Here is a 26,129-nt window from a genome sequence, read left to right on the forward strand (position 1 = left end):
CTTCCCCCCTATCTCCACCGTTTGCGTTCGACGACTTGAATGCTAAGCATCACGAAGACGATCGTGAACATAATAAAGAACAAGAAATCGGCCAAATCGAAAATGCCTTTATCGAAATTCGCCGTTCGGCCAACGATCGAGAATTGGGCAATCCACTCGCCTGCCGAGCCGCCGAGCGTTTCGCCGAGCCAATCGATCATCCAGAGCAGGAGCAGCAGGCAAAAACCCGCAATCCCCGCGACCATTTGATGGGAGGACAGCGAGGAGGCGAACAAGCCTACCGCCATCATCGTGATGCCGATCAGGAGCATGCTAAGCGTCGACATCCACAGTACCGGCTGATCAAGATCGCCGTACCGGGACATAATAAACGGATAGAGCAAGCTCCCGATAATGAGCATCACTTGCACGATAAAAGCCGACATGTACTTGCCGATTATGATTTCCCCAATGCCTGCCGGCGACGTCAGCAGCAGTTCGTCCGTGCCTTGGCGGAATTCATCCGACACGAGGCGCATCGTCAGCAGCGGGATGACGAACAAGTAGATGACCATGGCGTTGCCGGTCAGCATCCGGACGTCGACCACTTGCGAGCTCAGGAAGTTCATGCTGAAGAAGTAACCCGAGATCAGGAAATAAAACGCAAATGCCACATAGGCGATCGGCGAATAAAAATAAAGCTGCAGTTCTTTTTTGCAAATGGCCCAAGCCCTACGCATCGCCTTCTACCTCCTCTTCATCCGACGAGGCGGAGACCGCGGCGGCGTCGGCTTTCTCGTCCGTAGTCAGCTTCAGGAACACGTCCTCGAGGCTGAGGCTTTCCTTCTTCATCTCCAGAATCGGGTACCCGCGTTCCGCCATCCGGTAGAACACCGCTTCGCGAATATCCGTCCTATCGGACGCCGTGACTTGGAATCGGGTGGAAGCGGCACTCGCCTCCGCAGCATCGGCTGCGCTCGGCTCGGCCTCCAATTCCTTGACGCTGGCGACCGCCGGCAAGCTCTTCAGCTCGCGGAGGACGTCGGCCTTCGGCCCGCGCACCTCGAGCTTCAGCTCGAACTGCTCGCTCATCGAGTGGGCGATGTTGTCCGGGTGATCGTCGAGCACGATCTGCCCCTGATTGATGATGAGCACGCGGTTGCAGAGCGTGTTCACTTCCGGCAGGATGTGCGTGCTGAGCAGCACCGTGTGGTTCTCGCCGAGCTCGCGGATGAGCTGGCGAATCTCGATAATTTGCTTCGGATCGAGCCCGGACGTGGGCTCGTCCAGAATCAGCAGATCCGGGTTGTGCACGATCGCCTGGGCGAGGCCGATCCGCTGCTTATAGCCTTTGGACAGGCTGCGGATGATTTGCTTCTCGCGCCCTTGCAGCCCGAGCTTCTCGATCACTTCGCCGATGCGCTGCTTCTGCTCCCGAACCGGGACATCGCGCAGATCGGCCACGAACTTCAAATACGCTTGGACCGACATCTCCGGATAGAGCGGCGGCGTCTCCGGCAAGTAGCCGATCTTGCTGCGCGCCTTCCGCGGATGGTCGGCCATCGACAAGCCGTCGACCTTGATCGATCCCTTCGTCGGGTTCAAGTAGCCGGTGATCATGCGCATCGTCGTAGTCTTGCCGGCGCCGTTCGGCCCCAGGAACCCGACGATCTCGCCGCGGGTCATGGAGAAATCGATGTTGCGGACCCCTCGTTCGTTCTCATACAGCTTGCTGACTGCATTGACTTCTAACACGCGTTCACCCTCCTGTTCGTCCAAACCTTTCACTGAATTCCGCCGGTTTCTCTCTTCTATCGTTAACCTTGTCGCTAGCCTCCCGTGCTCTAGCCTTCTCTCTAAACTTCTCTAACCTTCTTCTCCATTATGCCTATCTATCTCTCGAACGAATCTAAATATACAAGCGGAACAATAAGCGAACCTTAAACGAATCTGAAAATAAGATTAAAAAAATGTGTCTAAATTGTGAACGAGTGTGGATTTCAACATTTGCCTAATTCGATCCTCTGCCGTGACAGCCTGTCTCTCTCCAGCATTAATTAGAGATGACTACGCTGAAGGAGGTGAGGACCATGTCCCTCCCTACGATCCCCCGACAGCCCGATCTTGTGCTTATCACCTGGCAGAGAAACCCGCTGATTCCGAATTCCAAGCGCAGAATCGTCGCCGTCCGCGTAATCGGCAGCGCCAGCCCTTGCCGATCTTTTCTCGTGAGAGGCGCATTGCTGTCTAAAGCGCTGCGCTGTCTGAAAAACAACGGCTTCCACATCGTCGTTGCCCAGAATACGACCGCTGTCACCGGTTTCGTTTTGCTGAAGCGCAATTAGGTACGTTAGAAGCCCGCTTCTGAGAAATGGACGTCAGCCGCAGGACCGTATGCCGTGCCAACTCTATCAACTTTGCATTTAATAGTAAAAGCCAGTTGAGAGAGAAGGTGAACGCTTTGGGTTGGGATTGGTCATCCCGGGCGGAATGGCAGTATTTGCTTGTCCTGCTGCTGTTCGCGAACCGGAAGTAAGGCACGCATTCCACGAGAAGAGGCCTCCAGGTCCGCTAGATTAGCGAGCCCCGGGAGGCCTCTTATTTGTGTCTGCAGATTTACTTCACCAATTGACCGCGCGTTACGCCCAGCTGGTTCGTGGCCTTCAGCTTGCGCCACACTTGGGTGCCGCTGATCTCGCCGCGGAGCGCACGGCCGTATAGGTCGAGCACCTCCTGCACCTTCTCGCCGGTCTCCTCGAGGAACTCCACGCGGAATGCGCGCACGCCGAGCTCCAGGAAGTTCGACACGTATTCGGCGCCCGACTGCTCGATCGCGTTGTACACCGTGTTGCGGCAGCCTTCGTCTACGCGGACCGGATGCGACATGCCGACGCGGTCCTGCAGCGAGGCGCGGTGCTCTTCGCACGGGCGGCCGCAATTCGTGTAGTCCGTTCCCTCGCTCAGGAACGTGCAGTACACGCAGTGCTCGGTATGGAACATCGGCAAGTGCTGATGCAAGACGAGCTCGATGAGCCCCGTGTCCGTTCGGCGCAGCAGGTCGACCATCTGCTGGATGTTCAGGTCGTAGGACGGGGTGATCCGCTTGCAGCCGGCGGCGGCGAACAGATCGACCGTCTTGTGGTTCGTCACGTTCAGCGAGAAGTCGCCGATCAGCTCCGGCTGAAACTCCTCGGGCTTGTTCATCCGATGCTGCATGAACCAGTACATCGCCCCGGTGTTGCGCACGAGCACCGCATCCGGCCGCAGATTCAGCAGGTTGCGGAAGTAGCCGGTCTCGCCCGGCATATGAATGCGCGGCGTGGCGAGCGCGATCTTCTTGCCGGCGGCGCGGGCCGCCTCGACCGCGGCGGGGAACTGCTTGATGAACTCGAAGTCGGCGTAGATCCACGGCACCTCCGTCGCGCCCGCCGCTTGCACCTGCTCCAGGCTGCGGCACAGTGCGACCAGGTAAGGCGCGGCGGCCGAGGTGGCCGTGGCAGCGGGTATCGCGTCGGCGTACACCTCGACGGCGCGCTTCATGTAGGCGCGCGGCCGGCGGCGCGCCTCCTCGAGCTGCGCCGCCGCTTCGCGGCGCATTTGGTTCAGCTCGCGCATGGGCACGATGAGGTCGCCCTGCAGCTGCACGTCCAGCCCGGCCAGCTCGAACACCGTCCCGCCCAGCCGGCCGAACTGCTCTTGGAAAAGCGCCTCGTCCATCGGGCGCTTCTCCGCTTGGACGAGGTGCAGCTCCGACTCGACCATGACGATGTGACCGGTCTGCAGGTCGGTCCACCAGGACTTGAGCGGCTGTCCGAGGGCGCCGGTCACTTTCACGCGGACCGGGAACACGCGGTACGGCTTGTCCGTCTCGAACGTCTGGCGCAGTCGCTTGTCGAGCGCGGGATCGCTCGTCTTCCAGATGCGGTCGCCTACGTGTACTCGCTTCAGGTCGACGTCACTCCGTCCCGGCACGATCTCGATGAGGCCGCCGGCCGCTTCTCCCTCGAGCTTCACGCCCTTGCGCCGTACATCGTACACGCGCCCGCCCTCTTCCTTGCGGGTCGGGTCGCCCGCGTCGAACACGATGCCGTCGCCGCGCTTCAGCGGAGCCTCGAGCTCGCACACGACGCCATCGCGCAGCACTTGCTTCACGCGGCCCAGGAACACGCCCCTGCTCTTCGGGAACGTGCCCTCCACGAGCTGCTTGTTGTTCGTCCCCTTCAGGAAGCCGTACGAGAAGCCGCGCGAGAAGCTCTGCTGCAGCTCCCGCAGCTCTTCCTTCGACGGCTGCGGATCGCGGCCTTCGAAGTAGGCGTCGATCGCCTTCCGGTATTTGCTGACGACGTTCGCCACGTATTCCGGCGACTTCAACCGCCCTTCGATCTTGAACGACGTCACGCCCGCCTCGATCAGCTCCGGTACGAGCTCGAGCGCCGCCAGATCCTTGGGCGACAGCAAGTACGCCACGTCGCCCATCGGCTTCTGCTCGCCGTCGACGATCAGGTCGTACGGCAGCCGGCATGCCTGCGCGCATTCTCCGCGGTTCGCCGAACGGCCGCCCCACATTTCCGACGTCAGGCATTGCCCCGAGTAGGAGACGCACAGCGCCCCGTGCACGAACACTTCCATCGGCAGCTTCGCCTGATCGCCGATCATTTTGATTTGCTTCAGGTTGTTCTCCCGCCCCAGCACGACCCGCTCGATGTCGAACGGCTTCGTGAACTCGACCGCCTCCGGGGACGTAATCGTCATCTGCGTGGAGCCATGGATCGGGAAATCCGGGGAAATCTCGCGAATGAGCTTCACGAGCCCGAGATCCTGCACGATCACCGCGTCGACCCCGGCGTTGATGCATGCCTCGATCAGCCGCTTGGCGTCGTCCAGCTCCTCCTCGAACGCCAGGATGTTAAACGTGACGAAGCCTTTCACCCCATACAGGTGCAGGAACGACATCACGTCCGGCAGCTCGTCCATCGTGAAGTTATGCGCGCGCACCCGGGCGTTGAACTTGTCCACGCCGAAGAAGATCGCGTCCGCGCCATTGGCGACCGCGGCCCGCATGCAATCCCAGTCTCCTGCCGGGGCGAGCAGCTCTATATGTTCTTTACGTATGTTTAAATTCGCCACTTGCAGCATCCTCCAGCCTATCTTCTACTTGCTTCCTCTTATAGTGTACCAGAAAAGCGCGTCGTATTGCCATGTGACGCCAGGTGACAAAATCCCCCTCCGTCTCGTCAAAGATTAACAAAAAACGATGCAAATGCTATAATGGCCATATTGCGAATACCCAAATTCATACTAAAGCAGGGATATCATTGCGAGTATCGAAGCACGCAGTCCGCTGGCTCATAGGCCTTCTTCTGGTCGTAGCCTGCCTATTGCTGCTGTTGTTCGGCCAGAGGGAGGAACGCATCCGTCTGCTCTATGCAACCGGCGGACCTGACTATGACCGAGCCGCTTATTTGAACTACGAACAGTCCCTTGTCCCCAACGTGACGCTGAACCGCTGGCCGATCGGCGAGCTAGGCCCCAGCAAGCTGCGAAGCTATGATGCGATCGTATTGGATCCTAGCGTAGCGAAGAGTCCTTCCTTGCAAGAGGACATCGGCCGGCTGCGCGCCTATGTGGAGGCAGGCGGCCATCTATACGTCGACAATGAATTGATCGATGTCCTCCCATTAGATTTGCTAGGGGGCACATCGACCGTATCCTTTGCGGACATCGAGAAGCCCCAGTTCTCCTTCCCGGAGGTCGACGAGCGTCTGCAGGGCTTTCAGGATGTGTTCCGTGAATATGCGAGCGCCTTCGTGGAGAATGTCATTACGAATCAGCTGAAGCTGAAGGATTACATGCCCGGCCTGAACTGGGGCAAGGCGCTTGTGCCTTCCACCGCCGAGCCGATCGCGTTGCTGCAAGGCCAGGCGATCGCGACGCTGAATCGCGTCGGCGCCGGGACCGTCCTGACCGCGAGCGGCTTCCTGCCGAACCGGTATTTCATCACCGGCTTCGACATGCAGAGCGGGATGAACCCGACGATGGGCTTCGCCCAACTGACCGAGGATCATAACAACGACGCGGCCTACCAGAGCACCGTGCGGGCGAACTACTTCAATTTCAAGACCGGGCTGGAGCTGAAGCCGTTCTTCAACTTCTCGTTCGCCGCCGCCAATCACTTGCTGCGCAGCGAATACGTGGCGTTCGTCTCCAAGGAGACGCTCGGCTACAGCTTCAAACGCGTGCTCGGCCCCTACGGCCGGCCGGCGATGGCGTTTCAGAACCACTTCGAGGCACTACCCGCGTTCGAGAAGCAAGAGGGCATCGTCTGGGCCGAGCTGCTCAAAGGGTACAACGAGATTCCTTCGTTCTCGCTCGTCCGGTCCTCGTTCGACTGGTGGCGCTGGTATGAAGGCATTGTCGTCCACCTGAACACCGGCACTTCGGCCAAGCCCGAGTTCGTGGGCGAGTTCCCTAACTCGTTTTATTCCAGCGGCACGCATTTGCTCAGCGGGGACAAGCTGCTCTACTTGGCGGGGTATCCCATCAAAGAGGGCCAGAGCACCGACCTGCAAACGAAGCTGGAGCTGCCGTACCGCGCCTATCCGGCGATCGCCGATCTGGACGGCGACGGCAAACCCGATCTGCTCGCCGGCAGCGCCGACGGCTCGATCTCGTGGTACCGCAACGTCGGCCAGAAGCCGTCGACGCAGCAGGTTCCCGCCGGGACGGCGTATCCCGACGCCTTCGGCGAGCGGCAGGCCGTCCGCTTCGCCTCCGGCACGGCCGAGCGCGTGCTGCGCCCGGCGGGCGCCGTGACGCTCGCGGCGGGCGACCTCGACGGCGACGGCCGCGCCGATCTCGTATTGGGCACCGCCGACGGCCGCGTGCTCGCGGCGCTGCAGGGGCCGGGCGGCGCGTTCGCCGACCCCGTGCCGCTCACTACGCCGGCCGGCACACCGATCGCGGCGGAAGCGGACAACGCCGCCCCGGCTCTGGGCGACGTCGACCGAGACGGCGTCGCCGACCTCGTCGTCGGCGACGCAAGCGGCCGCGTCACGCTGTACCGCGGCGTGAAGGGGACGCCGCTGCGGTTCGCCGACGGCGAGCAGCTGTTCGACCTCCCGGCGCAGTACGCCGCTCCGTCGATCCGCGATTTGGACGGCGACGGCAAGCCGGACCTCGCGGTCGGCAACCATCAAGGCGATGTGCTCGTCTATATCCAGCAAGGGACTTACGACACATGGCTGCCGCAAGGTCCGCTGAACGGCAAGACGATGAATCAGATAGGCACTAAGGCGATTGTAGGCGGCCAGTTCTCGGTTCCGGTCTGGTACGACCTGAACCACGACGGCAAGGACGATCTCATCGTCGGCCAGGTGGAATACAGCCAGCCGGTCACGATTGACGACCCTAATTTTCCTTACAAGCAGCAGCTCCAAGACTTCCTCGAATATACGCGGAAGAACAAGCTGGAGCTGTACCCGCACCTGTTCATGCACAGCTATGTGAGCGACGCGCAGGAGAAGGAAGAGATCGCTCTTCATCAGAAGGCGTTCGAGACGCTAGGCATCCCATGGACGCTGACCGGCACGAACCAGCATACATGGCGGATCAACAATACCGACAACCTGCAGACGCTCCGCAACGAGAACGATGCGGGCATCTGGTTCAACTTCGGGTTCAAGCCGCCGAACGATCCGCTCGAGCCGCAATACGGGCAGGACTACATCTGGGGGTTCCCATTCCTGCTCGCCGACGAGAAGCTCAAGCAGCCGATGCTGTTGTTTACCCCGGGCAAGTTGCTCCCGTATAATAGCGAGACCCAAAAGCTGGAGGGCACGGACCTGTATAAAGGACTGGCCAAGCTCGACATGCCGATCAACTATTTTGAGCATATTGAATACCAGGAAAGGCCATACAGGCTCGCTTACTTTCAAGAATTCGCCCAATTCTTCGACCGGCTTCGCACCGAGCAGGACTACAACTTCGTCTCGGAGCCGCAAATGGCCCGCTCCATGCTGGCTTCCCTTATGAGCGACATCCATGTGAGCCGCAGCTGGTTCGCCTACGGATTGGATAAGCTCCGCAACAAGCTGGGGAACGGCAAGCATTTGAGCCTGAAGGTCAAGGCGGACACGAGCCGCGTTCCGGACGGCATGGCGCAGGAATACCGTGACGCGGTCGGCGTCGTCTTCGAACCGGGCCAGGCCTATGCGAACATCCCGTTCGGCACGGATTCGGATATCGTCACGATGAAGGACAAGAAGATCTATGTTGGCCTGCAGGGCCGAACCTCGATTGCGGTCGACTGGAAGCAGCAGCCTGAGCTGCATATCGAGCGGGTGAACGTGCCGGTCACAATCGACAAGAGCCGCTCCGGCTGGACGGTCGGCCTGAATTCCGACGGGATGCAGCAGATCAAGCTGTTCAGTCCGGACAAGCTCCGGATCGAAGGCACGGATTTGAAAATCGACAAATTCGAAGCGGAAGGCAACAACGTCTACACGATCACCCATTTCGGGGAGAAAACGACGATTCAATTGATGCGGGAGTGAGAACATGATAGAACCCATTGCAGAACAGCTAGAGCAGCATATTCGCGACCGGTATGAGATTGAGCCGGACGACCGCGATTTCAACCAAACCGTGCACCTGTTCGATTACGGCTATATCGACTCGATCGGCGCCACGGCCTTGATCGCGCATATCGAGCAAACTTACGGCATCCAGGTCACGAACCAGGATCTCATGCTCTACCCGCTCAATACGATTCAGGAAATCGCGGAGTTTATTACGAAGAAGACCGGGAGGTAAGCGAGGGCTATGGAGCAAGCAACTGAACAACGCGAATGCGTCGTCTCCCTGGAGCGGCTCGACCCGAACCAGCATGGCCAAGTGAAATACGCCTCGTCCTTCGTAGATGAAGCGATCGAGCGAATCTGGCTGGACGGGACGAATCTGCATATTGTCCATCACTCTCCACACGGCAACGACCGCATCATCGCCCAGGTGGAGCGGCTGATCGAACGATTCTCCAAGGGAGACTTCGGCTTCAAGGAGCATATCTTGTATGAACGCCGAGGCGAGATGCCGTACAAGGGCGACATTATCGCCGAGCTCGTGGAGACGAAGACGATCAAGGTGCTGGACCAGGGGCTGTTCCTGTTCCGGGAGCCGTTCTCCAGCCTGATGCGCTTCTTCGACTACACCTTCGTGACGCGGATCGCCAATGCGTTCGGCGCGAAGGAAGAGACGTATCCGGCGATCATCCATCTGACTACGCTGGACAAGACGAACCATTTCACCTCGTTCCCCGAGCATCTGCACTTCCTCTCGCACCTGCGGGACGACCTCGATGTCATCGAGTCGTTCTCCCAGTCGATCCGCGAGGCGGGCGGCTGGAAGCCGGAGGCGGAGCTCGATCTGAACCGGAATATGCCTAAGCCGAAGTTCGCCATGAACCCGTCCACCTGCTATCACTGCTACGAAGGGCTGCAGGGCGAGACACTGGAGGGCGACGGCCTCATCGCCACGGCGATCGCGAAGTGTCACCGCTACGAATCGCATAACCACGGCGATTTCGGCCGACTGCTCGACTTCAGCATGCGGGAAGTGATCTTCGTCGGCAAGCCGGAGTTCGTCCGCGAGAACAGACTGAAGGCGGTCGAGCATCTGAAAGGGCTGGCGGAAGAGTGGGAGCTGGATTGCATCATCGAGAACGCGAACGACCCGTTCTTTACGAACGACTTCCAGGTGAAAGCTTCGTTCCAGCGCAATCAGGAAATGAAGTACGAGATGCGGCTCACAATTCCGCGAATCGGCAAGTCGATCGCTTGCAGCTCGGTCAATTTCCACAGCACCGCGTTCGGCACGGCCTTCAACATCAGCATGGGCAAGCGCCCGGCAACTACCGGCTGTCTCGGCTTCGGGATCGAGCGCTGGGTGTTCGCTTTCCTCGCCCAGTTCGGGTTGGATGAAGGGCAATGGCCGGCCAAGTTCCGAGAGCAATATCACGCTTGGCAAGCCAAATCGATTGGATAAATGAGTGAATCGGGTATGAATCGAGTTACGGCAAGTTCAACGCACATGGACGGCCCGCTGGGCCCGCGGTCTCAGCGCCGGAGAGCGGGCCGCGGGGGAGAGTCGGACAGCCGGAAGCCCTGGGGGCCCCGGATGACCGGCGTCTTGCGCCGCAATAGCTTCATCCTGCTGCTCGCCGCCGGGTTCCTGCTAGCCAACGCGCTCCTGGCGCACTGGGACCCGATGTCGAAGAGCCGCCGCTTTTACAAGGACGATTTCACCAAAACGCTGTATCATCATCAATGGGATCGCTCCGGTCCCGTTTTTTTTGGCAACTCGGCGGTGACCGGCGCCTACATGGAAGATCGGGCCACCCACCCGCTCGTCGAGATGGGGTTGTCTTACGGGAAGCTGACGGATTTGCAGCTAATTCTGGACCAAGGGCTCTACACGGTAGAGGACCAGCTCGTAGTCGGGATCGACGCCCATACGATGCTCGATCAGCTCACAACGGATCCGACCTATCCGTGGTTTAAGCCGTGGTACCAGCCTTATCTGTATTTCTATCGCTCCTATCTGAAGGATTCGTGCCTCGAGTTCGTCCGGAACGCTTGGAACGGCGTGAAGCGCGGGGAGCTCGATTTGCACACTTACGAGCCTCGGTGGATCGACAAGGAGCTGTATTTCGGCCGGAATACCCCGGAACAGCTGAAGGCGGACTGGGACCGTTACGAGAAGCTGTTCAACTGGATGACGCTCGCCGATATGCAGGACAACCTGGACGCGCTCGATTGGGTTGTCGCCTATGCCCGCCGGGAGCAGCTGCCGCTCAAGCTCGTGCTGATGCCGCTCAATCCGGATCCCGCCTATCCGCAGCCGGCTTACTGGAAGCCGCTGAAGGAGCATGTGCTGAAGACCGCGCAAGCGGCCGGAGTGCCGGTGCTCGACGTCTCGAACACCTATGCGGCGGACAAGTTCCATGACCTGGTGCACTTGAACCGTGAAGACGGCGCGCCGCAATTTACCCGGGAGGTGGACGCATGGCTCCAGTCTTTCGCAAGCTCCTCGAAGTAGCGGTCTACTTGGCGATGCTGATCGCCGTGCTGATCGCGTTTACGGGCAAGGGGCTGTTTATTTACGAAGGTTTTTAAAGTTTAGGCTGCGGGGGACCCAGCTAGAGTGTATTAAGAATGTCGTTTCATTGAGGAGCTTCTCATGTCCTACTTGCTCAATATGTACGCCCTGGTCGCGCTGTTCGGCATGATCGCCGTGCTGATGCTGACCCGGTGGTGGAAGCCGAATAAGCGTGTGCTCGTGCTCGCGTTCAACCTCATCTTCCTGTTCGTGTTCAGCCAGAAGCTGTTCGCCTTCTCGCTCGCATATGTCGCGCTCAATTACGCGGCCTATGTGGGGCTCTGTTATGCGAAGAGGGGGCGCAAGGCCGCGTTCCTCGCTCTGATCGCGCTCAACGTGATCGGCGTCGCAGCGCTCCGGCTGTTCGGGATGGGTGTGTTCGAGCACCCTTATTTCGACGTGATCTATACCTTCGGGCTCATCTATACGGTGCTCAAGGTGATCGACGCACTCTACTTCGCCTATTACGTTGGCCGGGACGGACGCGCGCCGCTTCTCGACTACGCGAACTACTTGCTGTTTATCCCTACCTTCACCTCGGGGCCGATCCTGAAGTTCCGCGACTTTATCGCCGACAGCAAGAAGCCTTACACCGTAGGCGCGACCGACTTCGAAGCCGGGGTGAAGCGGGTCATTCTGGGCTTGTTCAAAAAAGTCGTCCTCGTCGCCTCGATGACCGTCGTATTCAAATCCGTGCTGGAGCAGGACCTCGACCCGGCGCGAAGCTTGTTCTTGATGGTGTGGTTTTATGCCCTGATTTATTTCGATTTCTCCGGGTACTCGGACATCGCCATCGGCTTCGGCCGGATGATGGGGTACACAATTCCCGAAAACTTCAAGCAGCCGTTCCTGTCCCCGACGCTGACGCAATATTGGCGCAACTGGCACGCCTCGCTCGGCGACTGGTTCCGCGATCACATCTTCATGATCTTCTCCCGGCAGCTGTCGTCCCGCTGGGGCGCCGCCGGGGTGTCGCTGCTCATCATGGTGCTGATCGGCCTCTGGCACGGGTTCAGCTGGCTGTACTTGCTCTGGGGCGTCTACCACGGAGCGCTCATCGGGCTGGAGAGCCTGCTGCAGCAGTCGACCGTGCAGCGCCGCAAGGTGTCGGCTGCCTACTTCTATGCCCGTTGCGCCATTACCCAAGCGATCGTGCTGCTCGCGATCATCGTCTACAGCGGCAACAGCGACACGGTGCTGCGTATCTATAAGGGGCTGTTCTCGCTGTAATCGGCCGCGCGCGAGGCGAACTGCGCTTCGTACAGCTGCCGGTACAGCCCGCTCGACTCGAGCAGCTCCTCGTGCTTGCCCGTCGCCGCGATGCGCCCGGCCTCCAGCACGACGATCCGGTCCGCCTTCAGAATCGTCGATAGCCGGTGCGCGATGACGATCGCCGTCCGCTCTTCCATCAGCGCTTCGAGCGCGTGCTGGATCTGCCGCTCGACCAGCGTGTCGAGGGAGCTCGTCGCCTCGTCGAGCAGCACGATTCGCGGCGCGCGCAGGAGGACGCGGGCGATGGCCAGCCGCTGGCGCTCGCCGCCGGATAGCCGGTAGCCGCGCTCGCCTACCACGGTCTCATACCCTTCCGGGAGGCTCGCGATAAGCTCGTGGATTTGCGCCGCCCGGCACGCCTCTTCGATCTCCTCCTTCGCCGCCGTAGGGTGAGCGAACAAGAGGTTGTTGTAGATCGTGTCATGGAAGAAGAACGGGTCTTGAGGGACGAGCCCCATCTGGGTGCGCAGCGCCGGCAGCCTCAGCTCGCGAATGTCCTGATCGTCCAGCCGGACGGTGCCGGCCTGCGGATCCGCGAAGCGCGGGATCAAGTTCATGAGCGTCGTCTTCCCCGCCCCGCTCGGCCCCACGATCGCTACGAGCTGCCTGGGCTCGACCGTCAGGCTGATGTCCTTCAGCACCGGCTCGTAGCGCTCCTCGCCGGACTTCCGGTAGGTGTACGAGACCCCGTCGAACGCAATTTTCCCCTCCACACTTCCGGGCGGCAAGGTCTTCTGTCCGTCTTGAATGTCCGGCACCGTATCCAGCATCGTGAAGATGCGCCGGAACAGCGCGATCGAAGAATAGACGTTCACATGCAATTGGGTCAGCTGACTGAGAGGCCCGTACAACCGGCCCAGCAAGGTCGTGAACGAGACGATCACGCCAATGCCCATCTGGTGATGAATGACGAGCCAGCCGCCGTATCCCCAAAGAATGGCAGGACCGAGCGACGAGAAAGCGCCGAGCCACATGAACAGCCACCGGCCGACAAGCGATTGCCGGATCTGCAGCGAACGCAGCTCTTGATTGACGGCAGCGAACTGCTCGCTCTGGGATTTCTCCCGGCTGAAAATTTGGGTGAGCAGCGCTCCGCTTACTCCGAACGCTTCGCTCAGCTGCACCGTCATGGATGACATACGCTGCTGGATTTCGTTCTGCAGCTTCTGCCGGAACTGCCCGACCTTCTGCGTCGGCAGCACGAACCCCGGCACAACGAGCAGCGCCAGCACGGTGAGCTTCCAGTTCATATGGAACATCAGGAAGAGCGTGCTGACGATCACGAGGAAATTATTCACGAGTCCGATCAACGTGGACGTCACGACGTTCTGAATCGCGGTCACATCGTTCATCACCCGGGAGACGAGCTCTCCGGATTGACGCGAGGCGAAGAAGTGGATCGATTGCCGCTGAATATGGTTGAACAGGGACAGCCGGTAATCGGCCATCACATTCTGGGCGATCGAGTTGTTCAGCCAGCTCTGGAACACGCCTACAAGGCCCATGAGCAGCACGATGCCGATCAGAATCGCCGAGAGCCGAATGACCGTCTCCGTACTGCCTTGCATGATGCCGTTGTCGATGATGCGCTGCGTGAGCCAGGCGGGCGCCAGATTGCCGATCGCCGTGATCAGGATCAGCACTACGATCAGCACGGCCCGGGGCCAGTACGGAACGAAGGCCTGCAGCACCCTTCGGATGATCTTCCAATCGAACGTCTCGGTCTTCGCCAGCTCGCGCATCCGATGCCGGTTTGCTCCACCTCCGCCGCCACCGGCTCCTCCGCCACCACCACCTCCACGCATGCCGCCGCCCATTCCGAAATCCCCACCGCTAAAATGCATCCGCCTGCCCCCTTTCTCCTTCCCTTACTGTACCTAATCCCGACCGAAATTTGTATCCCCTTTCAGTGAAGTGAAAAAAATACCGCCCGAGTGCCGGACGGTGCAATTTCATTTGGTTTCGCTTGCTTACGCCTCTTTACAGCGATAGCCGATAGAGCGCTTCCTCCACCGCAAAATAAATCCCGTCCGGATGCTCCGTCGCCGCACGCACCGGTCCGGGTAGATCGACCTCCTGCTCCACGGTTCCGCTCACCGTGTCGATGAGCAACAGCTTCTTGCCGCAGAATGCCGCCACGGTGGCGCCTTCACGAGCGGCCACGAGCCAGCCGCATGGCGCTTCAAGCGCAAACGTCCGTTCCGCTCGAAAATCCATGCGGGCCGGGTCGAACACCCGGATCTCCTGGCCGACACCTACATACACGAGTCCCGCCGCTGCGAGGATGCCACTGCCCAGCTTCTCTTCAAGCCCGAACTGAATCGTATGGACCAATCCTTGCTCCGGATCCCAGACACCAAGATGGCCTTGCACATCCCGATAAGGCAGTCCGCTCGCACCGCCGTTCGTCGTGAAATACACGTACCGGTCGTCGGCGGCCACCCCGGCGACTTGCTGTTCCGGGATGACGTCCTTCCACACGTCGACTTCCTCCGTCTCTGGATTGATCCGGGACAAGGCCCCGCCGTATGTTCCATATTTGGCCGACCACCCGGTCCACAGCCCTCCGTCCGGCCCGATCACCGTCCGCCCTTCCGGTCTCACATAATCGGGCCTTACCGGCTTCAGCGACTTCGGGTTCACGTTCCCCAGTTGATCCCAAGGCTGCGTGGGATCGTAGACGATATGATCGCCGCCCACGTACGCCGACAGGAACAGCTTGCCCTCGACGAACCGCATGCCGTATACCTCGCCCCCGGAGCTGCAGACCGAGGAGGAGTTCCAGTAAGAGCCGTCGGCTGGGTTGAACCGGAAGATCGTCTGCCCGAAACCGCAAGCGCCCCAGATGTGCCCCTCTGCATCAGTCGTGATCGTATGGATGCGGGTTGCAGGGGCAGGTACCGGGATTCTTTTCAGCTCCGGCACGTGATCCAATGACTCGATGATGTAGTAGTCTTGCCCTCGCACCCCTGCCCACCGTGCTTCCGCAAGCGGAAGAGCCCGGACCTTGTCTCCATTCGCCAAAACGGCTGTTTTTCCCGTCAACTGCTCTTGCAGCTGCGGGTCTTCCAGTTTCTCGAAGGTGGTCGAATCATAGAATTCCAAATCTCGATCTTTCATTGTACAAATAAACCTAGCATTGGCCTCTCGCACGATATACCCCGGCGTCCCGAAGTCCCGGAACGTCCCGCTCTCGATATGATACGCCTTCAGGAAAGGCGCGTCATACCCGCCGGCTATCAGGATGTAACCGGGGACGCCTGCATTTACTGGCCGGCTGTACAGATTTTTCGGGTTGTCGGAGACACGCCCCAGGTTCTCCAGCTTGTGCTGTACGGGGTCATATCGCAGCAAGGAACACCCCGGCCAAGTGCCGCCGTAGATCCGGTCGTCCGATCCGAGCGTCATGTCCCAGAAATATTTCTCCGACTCGTCCCGGAGCGGTTCGGCCCATTCGCGCGTTCGCAAATCGAGGCAATGCAAGTATGCATGGTTCGGGCATGTCCCCACGACGAGCTTCTCATTGTGCCAGTTCACGAGTCCCCAGGCTCCGTCGTCTCCCGGGAGCATCAGGGACTCCCCTTCTCCGGTTCGGGTGTCGATGAAGATCAAGTTGCCCGTTTGCCCCGCTGCAAAGTTGGACAGCACGAGCTTCTCACGCCCATCCCATGGATCCTGAATGACAGCGCTTGCCAAAATGTTAAAGTTCCGACATGGTTTGCCCACTTCCGTGACTTGGCTCTCCCCGCGTTCAACCGTGGCCATCTCACACACCCTTTTTTAACAGAATGAGATACATGTATAATACCTATGCCTCCAGTATAGACGCGCGCCTTCCGCTCTGGCAACAAAAAAAAGTTCGAGCAGCCGCACGATGTGCCAACTGCCCGAACTTGTCTCGAAATGTAAGCTATGTAACTAGCTTAACCAGTACTTCACCATCAACACGTCCATGAACAGGAATACGATTAGAGCCACGGCGGCAAAGCCGATAGCCAATTTATTTTTGATCGGTGCCGTAACGGATCGCACCAACGCGACAGCAATCACAATCGTAAACAAAATCACGAACACATCGAACGTTTGAAACCGGCTTGCCGTTTTTGCGGCTTCTTCCGCCAATAACATCGTCTGGGACCTCCTTAGTATAAACAGACAGTATACTCATCTATCTATGTTATCTCGCATCGGGAACGGTTGCAAGTCCTTTCTCCATTGTTAACAAGTTTGTCACGTTTATGAGAAGGACGGTTCCGATTAAGCAATTTGAGCCTTCACCCTACATTTCTTTTCCTTACCCTGCCCGCTTAAGTTGTCCATTCTTTCCAGCATTTATAACTCGAAGCGGCCAAAATTCGTGCTATTCGCTTGTGAGCATTACGATAAACGGCGTTCCTCTCGAGTCGAAGCGGGCGATCTCATGAAAACCTGCCTTCATATAGCATCGAATCGCTCTCAGGTTGAAGGCGGCTACGGTCAGGCGCAGCTTGTCCGGCTTCCACTCGGTTCGCGCGAATTGCATGCCTAAGGTGAGAAAGTCGATTCCCCTGCCTTGTCCGGTTAATTCCGGGCGCAATCCCAGCCCAATATCCAGGATCCGTTCCCCTGCATAGAGACCCAGCTCCCGGCCGGCCGGCACCTGGGCATTCCGCCCGTAGCAGAAGAAGCCGATGAGCGCTCCGTCGCTCCCCTCCACGCCATAGTAAGAGCCGTCCAACAACTCGCTCAGCACCTCCGGGCTGTCATCCGAATCGTAAAAGGCGTAGTCGCCTTCATACTTCCATGTCTGGATAGCTAAAGCCTGCTCGAGTCTTAAAGGTTCCAATTTCGTCGAAATGGGAGCACCCTCCGTTCCACCTGAGGATAAACGAAAGGAGCCTGGCAGAACCCAGGCTCCTCCCATTACGGGCGGTTAGACCGCCGCGTTTTGCTTCTTCTTGCGCTTCTTAGCCGGAGCTTCTTCAGCGGCCGCGGCGGTCTCCGAGGCACCCGACACCGCGAGCGCTTCTTCGGTCCGCTTGCGGTCGCGCTCCAGAATCGGCAATAGGTACTTGCCGGTATACGACTCCGGCACCTTCACGACCTCTTCCGGAGCGCCGGCCGCCACGATCGTGCCGCCGCGCTTACCGCCCTCCGGACCGAGGTCAACAATGTAATCGGCCGTCTTGATGACATCGAGGTTGTGTTCGATGACGAGCACCGATTCACCGCTGTCGACGAGACGGTGCAGGACGACCAATAGGCGATCGATGTCATCGATATGCAACCCGGTCGTAGGCTCGTCCAGAATGTACAGCGTCTTGCCTGTGCTGCGTCGGTACAGCTCGGCGGCCAGCTTCACCCGCTGGGCCTCGCCGCCCGACAGCGTCGTAGCGGGCTGGCCCAGCGTCATGTAGCCGAGGCCTACGTCCAGCAGCGTCTGCAGCTTGCGGTGGATGCGCGGGATGTTCTTGAAGAACTCGCAGCCATCCTCGATCGTCAGCTCCAGCACATCCGCAATCGTCTTGCCCTTATATTTGACCTCCAGCGTCTCGCGATTATACCGCTTGCCCTTGCACACCTCGCAAGGCACGTAGACGTCCGGGAGGAAGTGCATCTCGATCTTGATAATCCCGTCGCCGCTGCAAGCCTCGCACCGGCCGCCCTTCACGTTGAAGCTGAATCGGCCTTTCTTGTAGCCGCGCACCTTCGCCTCGGTCGTGTTGGCGAACACATCGCGGATGTCGTCGAACAATCCGGTGTACGTGGCCGGGTTCGACCGAGGCGTCCGTCCGATTGGCGACTGGTCGATGTCGATGACCTTATCGATATGCTCGATCCCTTTGAGCTCCTTGTACTCCCCGGGCCGAACCTTCGCCTTGTTCAGGTCGCGGGCCAGCGTCTTGTACAGAATCTCGTTGATCAGCGTGCTCTTGCCCGAACCGGATACACCGGTAACGCATGTGAACACGCCGAGCGGGAACTTGGCGTTCACGCCGCGCAGGTTGTTCTCCTTCGCTCCGCGCACCTCCAGCCACTTCCCGTTCGGCTTGCGCCGAGGGAGCGAGACGGGGATGAACTTCCGGCCGGACAAGTATTGCCCCGTGAGCGAATTCGGGTCCTCCATAATCTCCTGCGGCGTGCCTGCGGAAATAACTCGACCGCCGTGGATCCCGGCTCCCGGCCCGATGTCGATAATATAGTCGGCGGCGAGCATCGTATCCTCGTCATGCTCAACGACGATGAGCGTGTTGCCCAGATCGCGCATGTGCTCGAGCGTCTGGATGAGGCGGTCGTTATCCCGCTGATGCAAGCCGATGCTCGGCTCGTCGAGAATATAGAGCACTCCCATCAAGCTCGAGCCGATCTGTGTAGCCAGACGAATTCGCTGAGCTTCGCCGCCGGAGAGGGTGCCGGCCGATCGGCTGAGCGACAAGTAGTCGAGCCCCACGTTGACGAGGAAGCCGAGACGCGCCTTGACCTCTTTCAGCACCAGGTTGGCGATCGTCTGCTCCTTTGGTGTCAAGTTCAGGCTGCCGAAGAAATCGGACGCCTCCCCGATCGACAGCTGCGTCACGTAGGAGATGTTCTTGGAGTCGATCGTGACCGCCAGAATCTCCGGCTTCAGCCGGTGCCCCTTGCAGCTCTGGCAAGGCTTTGCGCTCATGTATTGCTCGATGTACTCGCGAATACCATCGGAGCCTGTCTCCCGGTATCGGCGCTCCAGATTGTGCACGATGCCCTCGAACGGCACCATGGCTTCTTTGGAATGGCCGAAGTCGTTCTCATAGCGGAACCGGACCCGCTCTCCGCCGGTCCCATAGAACAGCTTCTTCATCTGCTCCGGGGTGAACGAGGATACCGGCTTGTCTCGAGGAATATGATAATGATCACACACGGCCGCCAGGAACTGCGGATAATAATTCGATGTACTGCCAGCCCAAGCATCGAACGCGCCATCCTCGATCGTCATCTCGGGATTCGGCACGAGCAAGTCCGGGTCGACGATCATCTTCACGCCGAGACCGTCACACTCCGGACAAGCCCCGTACGGGCTGTTGAAGGAGAACATGCGGGGTGCCAGCTCGTCGATGCTGAAGCCGCACTCGGGGCAAGCGAGCTTCTGACTGAACAGCAGCTCCTCCTGCTCCATCACGTCGACGATGACGCGACCCTCGGCCAGCTTGAGCGCCGTCTCCAGCGAGTCGGCCAGCCGGGCGTGCACGTCGTCCTTCACGATGATCCGGTCGACGACCACCTCGAGCGAATGCTTCTTGTTCTTGTCCAACTCGATCTTTTCGGATAAGTCGCGAATCTCGCCGTTCACCCGCACACGGACGAAGCCTTGCTTCTGAATATCGGTCAGCAGCTTCGTATGCTCACCCTTGCGGCCGGAGACGATCGGTGCGAGAATCTGCAGCTTCGTCCGCTCGGGGTATTCCATAATCCGGTCCACCATCTGCTCGACGGTCTGCGCCGAAATCTCGATGCCATGCACCGGACAATGTGGGCGCCCGATCCGGGCGAACAGCAGCCGGAGGTAGTCATAGATCTCGGTCACCGTCCCGACTGTGGAGCGCGGATTCCGGCTCGTCGTCTTCTGGTCGATCGAGATGGCGGGCGACAGCCCTTCGATCGAATCGACGTCCGGCTTGTCCATATTGCCGAGGAACTGCCGTGCGTAAGCGGACAACGATTCGACATAGCGCCGCTGCCCCTCGGCGTATATGGTATCGAACGCAAGCGAAGATTTCCCCGATCCGCTCAGTCCGGTGAGGACGACGAACTTGTCGCGGGGAATCGTCACGTCGATGTTCTTCAAATTATGAGCACGCGCTCCTTTGATCACGATTTTGTCGTGTGCCACTGCCATCATCCTTTCAAGGAAACAACCCTCATTCTATCTATCGTATCATGCCCGCGAGAAGGGGGGAACAAGCAGGATTTGGTCCGGTTTGCTCCCCCTTCCAGCCACACGATTAAGTTTGCAACGCCTTCAGCTCCAGCACCGCATCCCGCAGCTCAGCCGCCCGCTCGAACTGCAGGCTCTTCGCCGCTTCCTTCATCTCGGCCTCCAGACGCTCGATCAGCGAAGCGCGGTCTTTCTTGGACATCTTCTCGTCCTTGAACGAGCCCAAGTAATCCGCCTTCTGCTCCGCGACCTTCGTCGCCTCGATCACATCGCGGACCTTCTTCTGAATCGTCTGCGGCGTAATGCCGTGCTTCTCATTATACGCTTCCTGAATCTCGCGGCGGCGATCGGTCTCGCGTATCGCCTTCTCCATGGAATCGGTGATCTTGTCGCCGTACATGATGACGTGGCCTTGAGCGTTCCGCGCCGCGCGCCCGATCGTCTGGATGAGCGAGCGCTCCGCACGCAGGAATCCTTCCTTGTCGGCGTCCAGGATCGCGACAAGCGATACCTCAGGCAAGTCCAAGCCTTCCCGCAGCAGGTTAATCCCGACCAGCACGTGGAATACGCCCAGCCGGAGATCCCGCAGCAGCTGCATCCGCTCGAGCGTCTTCACGTCCGAGTGCATGTAGCGGACCTTGATGCCGATCTCCTTCAGGTAATCGGTCAAGTCCTCGGCCATCTTTTTCGTGAGAGTCGTGACGAGCACCCGCTCATCCTTGCGGATCCGGTCGTTCAGCTCGCCGATCAGATCGTCGATCTGCCCCTTCGTCGGCCGCACCTCGATATGCGGATCCACGAGGCCGGTAGGCCGGATAATCTGCTCGACCATCACCGGACAATGCTCGAGCTCGTAAGGGCCAGGCGTCGCGGAGACGAAGATCGCCTGATTCACCTTCTGCTCGAACTCCTCGAACCGCAGCGGGCGGTTATCGAGTGCTGACGGCAGCCGGAAGCCGTGCTCCACGAGCACTTCCTTCCGCGCCCGGTCGCCGTTGTACATGCCGCGAATCTGCGGAAGCGTCACGTGGGATTCGTCGACGATGACGAGCATGTCGTCCGGGAAATAATCGAATAACGTGTACGGTGTAGCGCCCCGTTCGCGGAATGTCAGCGGCCCCGAGTAGTTCTCGATGCCGGAGCAGAAGCCCATCTCCTGCATCATCTCGATGTCGTACCGGGTCCGCTGCTCCAGCCGCTGCGCCTCGAGCAGCTTGCCGTTCGCCTTCAGCTCCTCCAGACGCTCCTCGAGCTCACGCTCGATGTCGATGAGCGCCAGCTTCATCCGCTCCTCGTGGGTCACGAAGTGAGACGCTGGGAAAATTGCCACGTGGTCGCGTTCCCCCAGAATCTCTCCGGTGAGCACGTTGATCTCGGTGATCCGTTCGATCTCGTCCCCGAACAGCTCTACCCGGATTGCCTGTTCCCCGTGCGAAGCCGGGAAAATCTCAATGACGTCCCCGCGTACGCGGAACGTCCCCCGCACGAAGTTCAGATCGTTGCGCTGATACTGGATGTCGACCAGCATGTGCAGAATCTCATTGCGCGGGCGTTCCATCCCGACCCTCAGCGACAGGACGAGATCCCGGTATTCCTGCGGCGAACCCAAGCCGTAGATGCACGACACGCTCGCTACGATAATGACGTCCCGCCGCTCGAACAGCGAGCTCGTCGCGGAATGTCGCAGCTTATCGATCTCTTCGTTGATGCTGGAGTCCTTCTCGATGTACGTGTCGGAGGAAGCGATGTAAGCTTCAGGCTGGTAGTAGTCGTAGTAGCTGACGAAGTAGGAGACGGCATTGTTGGGGAAAAACTCTTGAAACTCGCTGCACAGCTGTGCGGCGAGCGTCTTGTTGTGGGCTATGACGAGCGTCGGCCGGTTCAGCTTGGCAATCACCTGTGCCGCCGTGAAAGTCTTGCCCGTCCCGGTCGCCCCCAGCAGCGTCTGATACTTCTGGCCGGCCCTCACGCCTTCCAGCAGCTTCTCGATCGCCTGGGGCTGGTCGCCCTGAGGCGTATATTCCGATACCAACTCAAACAATTGGGGATTGACGACAATATCGTTGTTCTCTTTCATCCTGGCGTCAACGCTCCTGCTCTATATTAGAATTCCTATCCATCATAGCGAATGTTTGTTCTCATCTATTATACACCTGTTCCCCTTCGCTTGCAAATCCATCCAATTCATTCCACCTAGACGAATCGATTAGGAAGAGGGCGACTAGTCCCAGTCCTCAACGGCAGGCGCTCGCCAGCCCCCTTTCGGGACGTTCACCCTAGAGATGATCGCCCATTGCTGGGCGCACAACAAAAAAGAGCCTTGCTGCACAAGGCTCTTCTCGGGATGCGGCCGGCAGGACTGAATCTAACGTTTGCACCCACAGCGATTCACGGCGAAGGGAAGGTATGGATTTTCCGATACTTCGAAGGATTGATTTTATAATACTTCGTGAACATCCGGCTGAAATACAGGCCGTTCTCGTACCCGCACTGCCTGGCAATTCGGTCGATGGAATAGTTGGTTTGCACCAGCAGCGATTTGGCCTTTTCCATCCGGATCGAATACAAATACTTAGAGGGCGGCATCGCGTATACGGCCTGGAACCGGCGGGTGAATTGCACCGGGTGGATCCCTATAAATTCCACGATATCTTTCATTTGAACATCGCGAAAAGCGTGCCGCTCGATCATTTCCTTCGCTTCTTTCATCAGCGGGTCGTTGACGACGTTGCCGTATTGGGCGAGAGCTTCCGCCTCCATGCAGAACAGCAGCCAGAGATCGTAGACGAAATGGGTCGCCCATCTCATCTGCTCGTTCCGACTCATCCGGCTCGCCCAGAGGAGATGCCGAAAATTGTTGAACAGCCGGTCGCGCTCGGAAGGGGTGAATTTATAGGAAAACAACCGGCGCAGCTGGTCGATTAAGGGTTCTACTCCGAGAGGGTCCTCCCCGGCATAATAAAATTTGATGTAAAAAAAAGTGAGGGGCGCAAACACTTCGCGGTGAAAATCCATATACGGCGGACAGAGGATCATATCCCCGGCTGAGGCTTCGCCGGATCGTCCATCGATTTCGTACCTGAAGCGGCCGTCTTGGACGGCGATCATCATCCAGCATCGCTCCTGCTCCACCTGCTGTACGAAAGCCTGCTTCTCTTCCCAATAGCTGATGCTGATCAAACGAATCGGATGGATAAGCACCGACGGATTCTCCCTTTCGTATGCTGAGCTTGCCTCCATCGTACCCCAGTTCGATCCCCCCATCAAGATCGCTATCGCGCTTACAGGGTCTTCCAATCGCCAGCTCCCGTCCCTACCTGCACGGCTATATAATCGGAGGGACCGTCGGCGCTTCTGATGATTTCCCCCAGATGCTGCGCGTTAAACGTGGGGATGCCAGAGAAAGACCGTCTCGGAACGACTCTCACCGCCATCGTGTCGACGTTCCGATCCAGATTGTAAACGGCTGGGGAAACGCCGGGAGACAACCCGGCATAGGTGGAACCGGTCCCGCTCCATGAATTGGCCACAACCACGAGCTCGGCCAAAACCTTCCCGCTTCCGCCGACATTGAGATTGACGCACTGCCCGGTGATGCCCGAGCAGCTGTTGCCGTCGATCATCAGCTTGCCGGCATGGCCGCCTGCAGCCACATCCGCGTACAGCAGTCTCAATCCATTTCGTACGGTATTGCCTCTTATCCCAAGCTCGGCAAAAGACTCGGTACGCACCGCGTTCAGCACATCGACGAATTGATTATCGCGAATCACGATGCCCCGACTTCCCGAGCTTCCGCGAAACCGGACACCCCCGTAGTTCTTGGTGGCATCCGCTGTATTGAGACAATAGAAGCGATTACCCGCTATGGTGACGTCATGTACGTCGAATGTAGCCCACGCCGGAGAAAATTGGACCATCTGCCTGGCGTCCGAGCCGGCAATGGCGGACCGTACGTCGTACACCTTGTTGCCGCTTATTTCGAAATTGCGGGGATTTCCCGTCGGAGAGCCGTAGCTCCTGAGATTGATGATGCTGCTCCCCGTCGTGTTGAAGATTTCATTGTCGCAAATGCCGATATCCCGCAAAGCTTCGCTGCTGAAATTGTTATCGTTGATCGCCTCGATCGGAACATTGGCGCAGCCTTCGATTACATTGCCTCGGACAAGGCACTCGCTGCTCATAATAATGCCTTTATTGTGCAGCAGCCGCTTGCTGGCGTTGTCGTCGAACGGGCCGGCGCCGAATGTCTGGCCGCATGTAATCCGGTTATCGGCGATGATCGAATAATAGCGCCCTTGCATCGAGATCCATGGCCCCCCGGTTCGTTCGATCCCGTTACCCGTGAAGCTCACTACTCGTATTCCGTCAGGCAGCATGTCTCCAGGCATGACGGCTGAGGTCATAATTTCGTTGCCGGTGATCGAGAATTTTCCGAAATCGCCCCATATCGCGGTCGGGGAATAGCTACCGCTTCGGCGTTTGTAGCCTGCGTTACGGATGACATTATCCGTGACGAGGCATTGCTCGCAAGCGCGGACGAAGATGCCGATCACACCAGGCTGGTCGCTCGTATTCCCGTGAACGACGACCCGCTTGTTCCGTTCGGACTCGGCGATGTCGATGACCGGCATCCGTTCCGTGGCAGCCGTGTAATCCTTCGGCCATTCCCGGATTTGCAGCTGCGCCCGATCCCCCTCGTATCGGTCGGAAGTGTAGATGTCGCTCCACCCGTCCCGGCAACTGGTATTTCCCTCGAATAGGAGCGTGCCAAAGCCGGCGCCGCCGAAACCGTTGATCGTATTGTTGGCGGAATAATTGTTCCGAATAATCACTTCGTCACATTGGATGAACATGGCTCCGCTCAGGTAAGCATGCTCGAACGAGCACTGTTCGATCATCACCCGACGCGTTCTGTACGCGCTTCCGGACGGACACACCTCAAGGATTCCGTTGGTCCTTCTCGGGACCGTCCCTCTGCCGAAAGTATTCCTTGTCGCCGGATACGTTTGACCGTCCCGGTTGCCGTCAAAGGCGACGCCGCGAATGCTGAATCGTTCTCCCCCCTGCACGCGGAGAATAGCCACATGATGGTCGTAATCCGAATCCGTATTGACGATTGATCCGGCGGCGAGCCGAAACCGGCAATCTCCGGAGATGTCCAGCTCTCCCTCCTGCCCGAGATCGGCGATGCTTTCGCGGCTGAAGGCGTATGTTCCGAAAGCGGTCAGCACCGATAGAGGATACCAGAGAGCGGCTTGCAAGGCGGCCGAATTATCGGCCGCGTAGGCATCGCTAGGCCCTCGCAATCCGACCGCGGCCAGATCGACGGGTCCGCTTCCGCTCATAACGGCCACATTGTCGTTGGCCAACAGATGATCAATGTAGCCGCTCCCGTTGAGCGCGTCTCCAGGACCGAGTGTATTGCCTCGAAGCGTGTCGTACTCGCCGCGGGAGACAACCCGGTAAGCAGTTCCTCCACGCGGCTCTTCGTAATAGCCTGTAGTCTGTACAGTTGTGCCGGCCGGCAGGGAAGCCAGCTTCATGCTTGCGACTGACTTAAATCCCAATGTGGCGGAAGCCTGGCTGCCTAACAAACCGGAAACCACATTCCCGGCCCCGCCCCCATTTCCATATGTGGCCGCATTAACCGTAGACTGGTCTTCCAGGAAACGGACCGGTCCTACCATGCCGGCCGCGAGCAAAGCACTCGAGCCGCCCAGCGTATAGGACAGAAACCTCCGCCGCGACAACCGGTTCCCTCTTGTTTGGTTGTCCCCCTGCCGTTCATCGTTCATCGGGTGCTCACTCATCCGTTTCATTCCTCCTCCAATCAATG

17 protein-coding genes are annotated in these 26,129 nt (G+C 58.9%); 6 read left to right on the top strand and 11 right to left on the bottom strand.

Features of this window, described 5'->3' with window-relative positions:
- Positions 1-8: 8 nt before the first annotated feature.
- On the bottom strand, positions 9-719 hold the full coding sequence (locus ACI5FR_RS17980; RefSeq protein ID WP_405456752.1) for an ABC transporter permease subunit: 711 nt from the start codon (positions 717-719) through the stop codon (positions 9-11).
- A complete protein-coding gene (locus tag ACI5FR_RS17985) occupies positions 712-1,734 on the bottom strand; it encodes an ABC transporter ATP-binding protein (protein WP_405456756.1) in 1,023 nt (340 codons plus the stop codon). The genes ACI5FR_RS17980 and ACI5FR_RS17985 overlap by 8 nt, the downstream gene beginning before the upstream one ends.
- 335 nt (positions 1,735-2,069) lie before the next feature.
- Between ACI5FR_RS17985 and ACI5FR_RS17990 the strand changes: the two genes are divergently transcribed.
- Positions 2,070-2,324, top strand: coding sequence for a hypothetical protein (locus ACI5FR_RS17990; RefSeq protein WP_405456757.1), 255 nt, complete (start codon positions 2,070-2,072; stop codon positions 2,322-2,324).
- A 271-nt stretch (positions 2,325-2,595) separates the two neighbouring features.
- On the opposite strand, the gene ACI5FR_RS17995 is transcribed toward ACI5FR_RS17990, so the two are convergent.
- Positions 2,596-5,040, bottom strand: a complete 2,445-nt coding sequence (locus ACI5FR_RS17995; protein WP_405456989.1) for a U32 family peptidase — start codon at positions 5,038-5,040, stop codon at positions 2,596-2,598.
- 254 nt (positions 5,041-5,294) lie between these two features.
- Here ACI5FR_RS17995 and ACI5FR_RS18000 point away from each other — a divergent pair, with 254 nt between their 5' ends.
- From ACI5FR_RS18000 to ACI5FR_RS18020, 5 genes are all read left to right on the top strand, one after another.
- A complete protein-coding gene (locus tag ACI5FR_RS18000; protein WP_405456759.1) occupies positions 5,295-8,531 on the top strand; it encodes an FG-GAP repeat domain-containing protein in 3,237 nt (1,078 codons plus the stop codon).
- A 4-nt stretch (positions 8,532-8,535) separates the two neighbouring features.
- Positions 8,536-8,790, top strand: a complete 255-nt coding sequence (locus tag ACI5FR_RS18005) for an acyl carrier protein (protein WP_405456761.1) — start codon at positions 8,536-8,538, stop codon at positions 8,788-8,790.
- A gap of 9 nt (positions 8,791-8,799) precedes the next feature.
- Positions 8,800-10,017: a hypothetical protein gene (locus ACI5FR_RS18010; protein WP_405456763.1), complete on the top strand. Its 1,218-nt coding sequence runs from the start codon at positions 8,800-8,802 to the stop codon at positions 10,015-10,017.
- A 15-nt stretch (positions 10,018-10,032) separates the two neighbouring features.
- A complete protein-coding gene (locus ACI5FR_RS18015; RefSeq protein ID WP_405456765.1) occupies positions 10,033-11,070 on the top strand; it encodes a hypothetical protein in 1,038 nt (345 codons plus the stop codon).
- A 141-nt stretch (positions 11,071-11,211) separates the two neighbouring features.
- Positions 11,212-12,360: an MBOAT family O-acyltransferase gene (locus tag ACI5FR_RS18020; protein WP_405456767.1), complete on the top strand. Its 1,149-nt coding sequence runs from the start codon at positions 11,212-11,214 to the stop codon at positions 12,358-12,360.
- Here ACI5FR_RS18020 and ACI5FR_RS18025 read toward each other — a convergent pair.
- From ACI5FR_RS18025 to ACI5FR_RS18060, 8 genes are all read right to left on the bottom strand, one after another.
- Positions 12,336-14,246 (bottom strand): ABC transporter ATP-binding protein, encoded by a 1,911-nt coding sequence (locus ACI5FR_RS18025; protein ID WP_405456769.1) that lies wholly within the window; start codon positions 14,244-14,246, stop codon positions 12,336-12,338. The two genes, ACI5FR_RS18020 and ACI5FR_RS18025, sit on opposite strands and share 25 nt — an antisense overlap.
- Before the next feature lie 136 nt (positions 14,247-14,382).
- Positions 14,383-16,167 carry a hypothetical protein gene (locus ACI5FR_RS18030; RefSeq protein ID WP_405456772.1) on the bottom strand — a complete coding sequence of 595 codons (1,785 nt, stop codon included), beginning with the start codon at positions 16,165-16,167 and terminating at the stop codon, positions 14,383-14,385.
- A 153-nt stretch (positions 16,168-16,320) separates the two neighbouring features.
- Entirely contained in the window at positions 16,321-16,530 is a 210-nt protein-coding gene (locus ACI5FR_RS18035; protein ID WP_405456774.1) for a hypothetical protein, read from the bottom strand.
- 232 nt (positions 16,531-16,762) lie between these two features.
- Complete coding sequence (locus ACI5FR_RS18040) at positions 16,763-17,227, bottom strand: GNAT family N-acetyltransferase (protein ID WP_405456776.1); 465 nt, start codon at positions 17,225-17,227, stop codon at positions 16,763-16,765.
- Positions 17,228-17,314: 87 nt separating this feature from the next.
- Positions 17,315-20,248, bottom strand: coding sequence for an excinuclease ABC subunit UvrA (gene uvrA / locus ACI5FR_RS18045; RefSeq protein WP_405456778.1), 2,934 nt, complete (start codon positions 20,246-20,248; stop codon positions 17,315-17,317).
- Between the two features lie 112 nt (positions 20,249-20,360).
- Complete coding sequence (gene uvrB, locus ACI5FR_RS18050) at positions 20,361-22,370, bottom strand: excinuclease ABC subunit UvrB (RefSeq protein WP_405456780.1); 2,010 nt, start codon at positions 22,368-22,370, stop codon at positions 20,361-20,363.
- A 311-nt stretch (positions 22,371-22,681) separates the two neighbouring features.
- On the bottom strand, positions 22,682-23,590 hold the full coding sequence (locus tag ACI5FR_RS18055; RefSeq protein ID WP_405456782.1) for a helix-turn-helix transcriptional regulator: 909 nt from the start codon (positions 23,588-23,590) through the stop codon (positions 22,682-22,684).
- The gene (locus ACI5FR_RS18060; protein ID WP_405456784.1) at positions 23,575-26,103 is read right to left on the bottom strand and encodes a right-handed parallel beta-helix repeat-containing protein; all 2,529 of its coding nucleotides are present in this window, start codon (positions 26,101-26,103) and stop codon (positions 23,575-23,577) included. The genes ACI5FR_RS18055 and ACI5FR_RS18060 overlap by 16 nt, the downstream gene beginning before the upstream one ends.
- Between the last annotated feature and the right edge of the window lie 26 nt (positions 26,104-26,129).

The organism is Paenibacillus sp. HJGM_3 (assembly GCF_045062745.1).
Taxonomy (GTDB): Bacteria; Bacillota; Bacilli; order Paenibacillales; family NBRC-103111; genus Paenibacillus_AA.

Coding starts and splice junctions, on each gene's coding strand:
- ACI5FR_RS17980 (WP_405456752.1), bottom strand. CDS start 719: ATGCGTAGGGCTTGGGCCATTTGCAAAAAAGAACTGCAGCTTTATTTT.
- ACI5FR_RS17990 (WP_405456757.1), top strand. CDS start 2,070: ATGTCCCTCCCTACGATCCCCCGACAGCCCGATCTTGTGCTTATCACC.
- ACI5FR_RS17995 (WP_405456989.1), bottom strand. CDS start 5,040: ATGCGGGCCGCGGTCGCCAATGGCGCGGACGCGATCTTCTTCGGCGTG.
- ACI5FR_RS18005 (WP_405456761.1), top strand. CDS start 8,536: ATGATAGAACCCATTGCAGAACAGCTAGAGCAGCATATTCGCGACCGG.
- ACI5FR_RS18010 (WP_405456763.1), top strand. CDS start 8,800: ATGGAGCAAGCAACTGAACAACGCGAATGCGTCGTCTCCCTGGAGCGG.
- ACI5FR_RS18015 (WP_405456765.1), top strand. CDS start 10,033: ATGAATCGAGTTACGGCAAGTTCAACGCACATGGACGGCCCGCTGGGC.
- ACI5FR_RS18020 (WP_405456767.1), top strand. CDS start 11,212: ATGTCCTACTTGCTCAATATGTACGCCCTGGTCGCGCTGTTCGGCATG.
- ACI5FR_RS18025 (WP_405456769.1), bottom strand. CDS start 14,246: ATGCATTTTAGCGGTGGGGATTTCGGAATGGGCGGCGGCATGCGTGGA.
- ACI5FR_RS18030 (WP_405456772.1), bottom strand. CDS start 16,167: ATGGCCACGGTTGAACGCGGGGAGAGCCAAGTCACGGAAGTGGGCAAA.
- ACI5FR_RS18035 (WP_405456774.1), bottom strand. CDS start 16,530: ATGTTATTGGCGGAAGAAGCCGCAAAAACGGCAAGCCGGTTTCAAACG.
- uvrB (WP_405456780.1), bottom strand. CDS start 22,370: ATGAAAGAGAACAACGATATTGTCGTCAATCCCCAATTGTTTGAGTTG.
- ACI5FR_RS18060 (WP_405456784.1), bottom strand. CDS start 26,103: ATGAGTGAGCACCCGATGAACGATGAACGGCAGGGGGACAACCAAACA.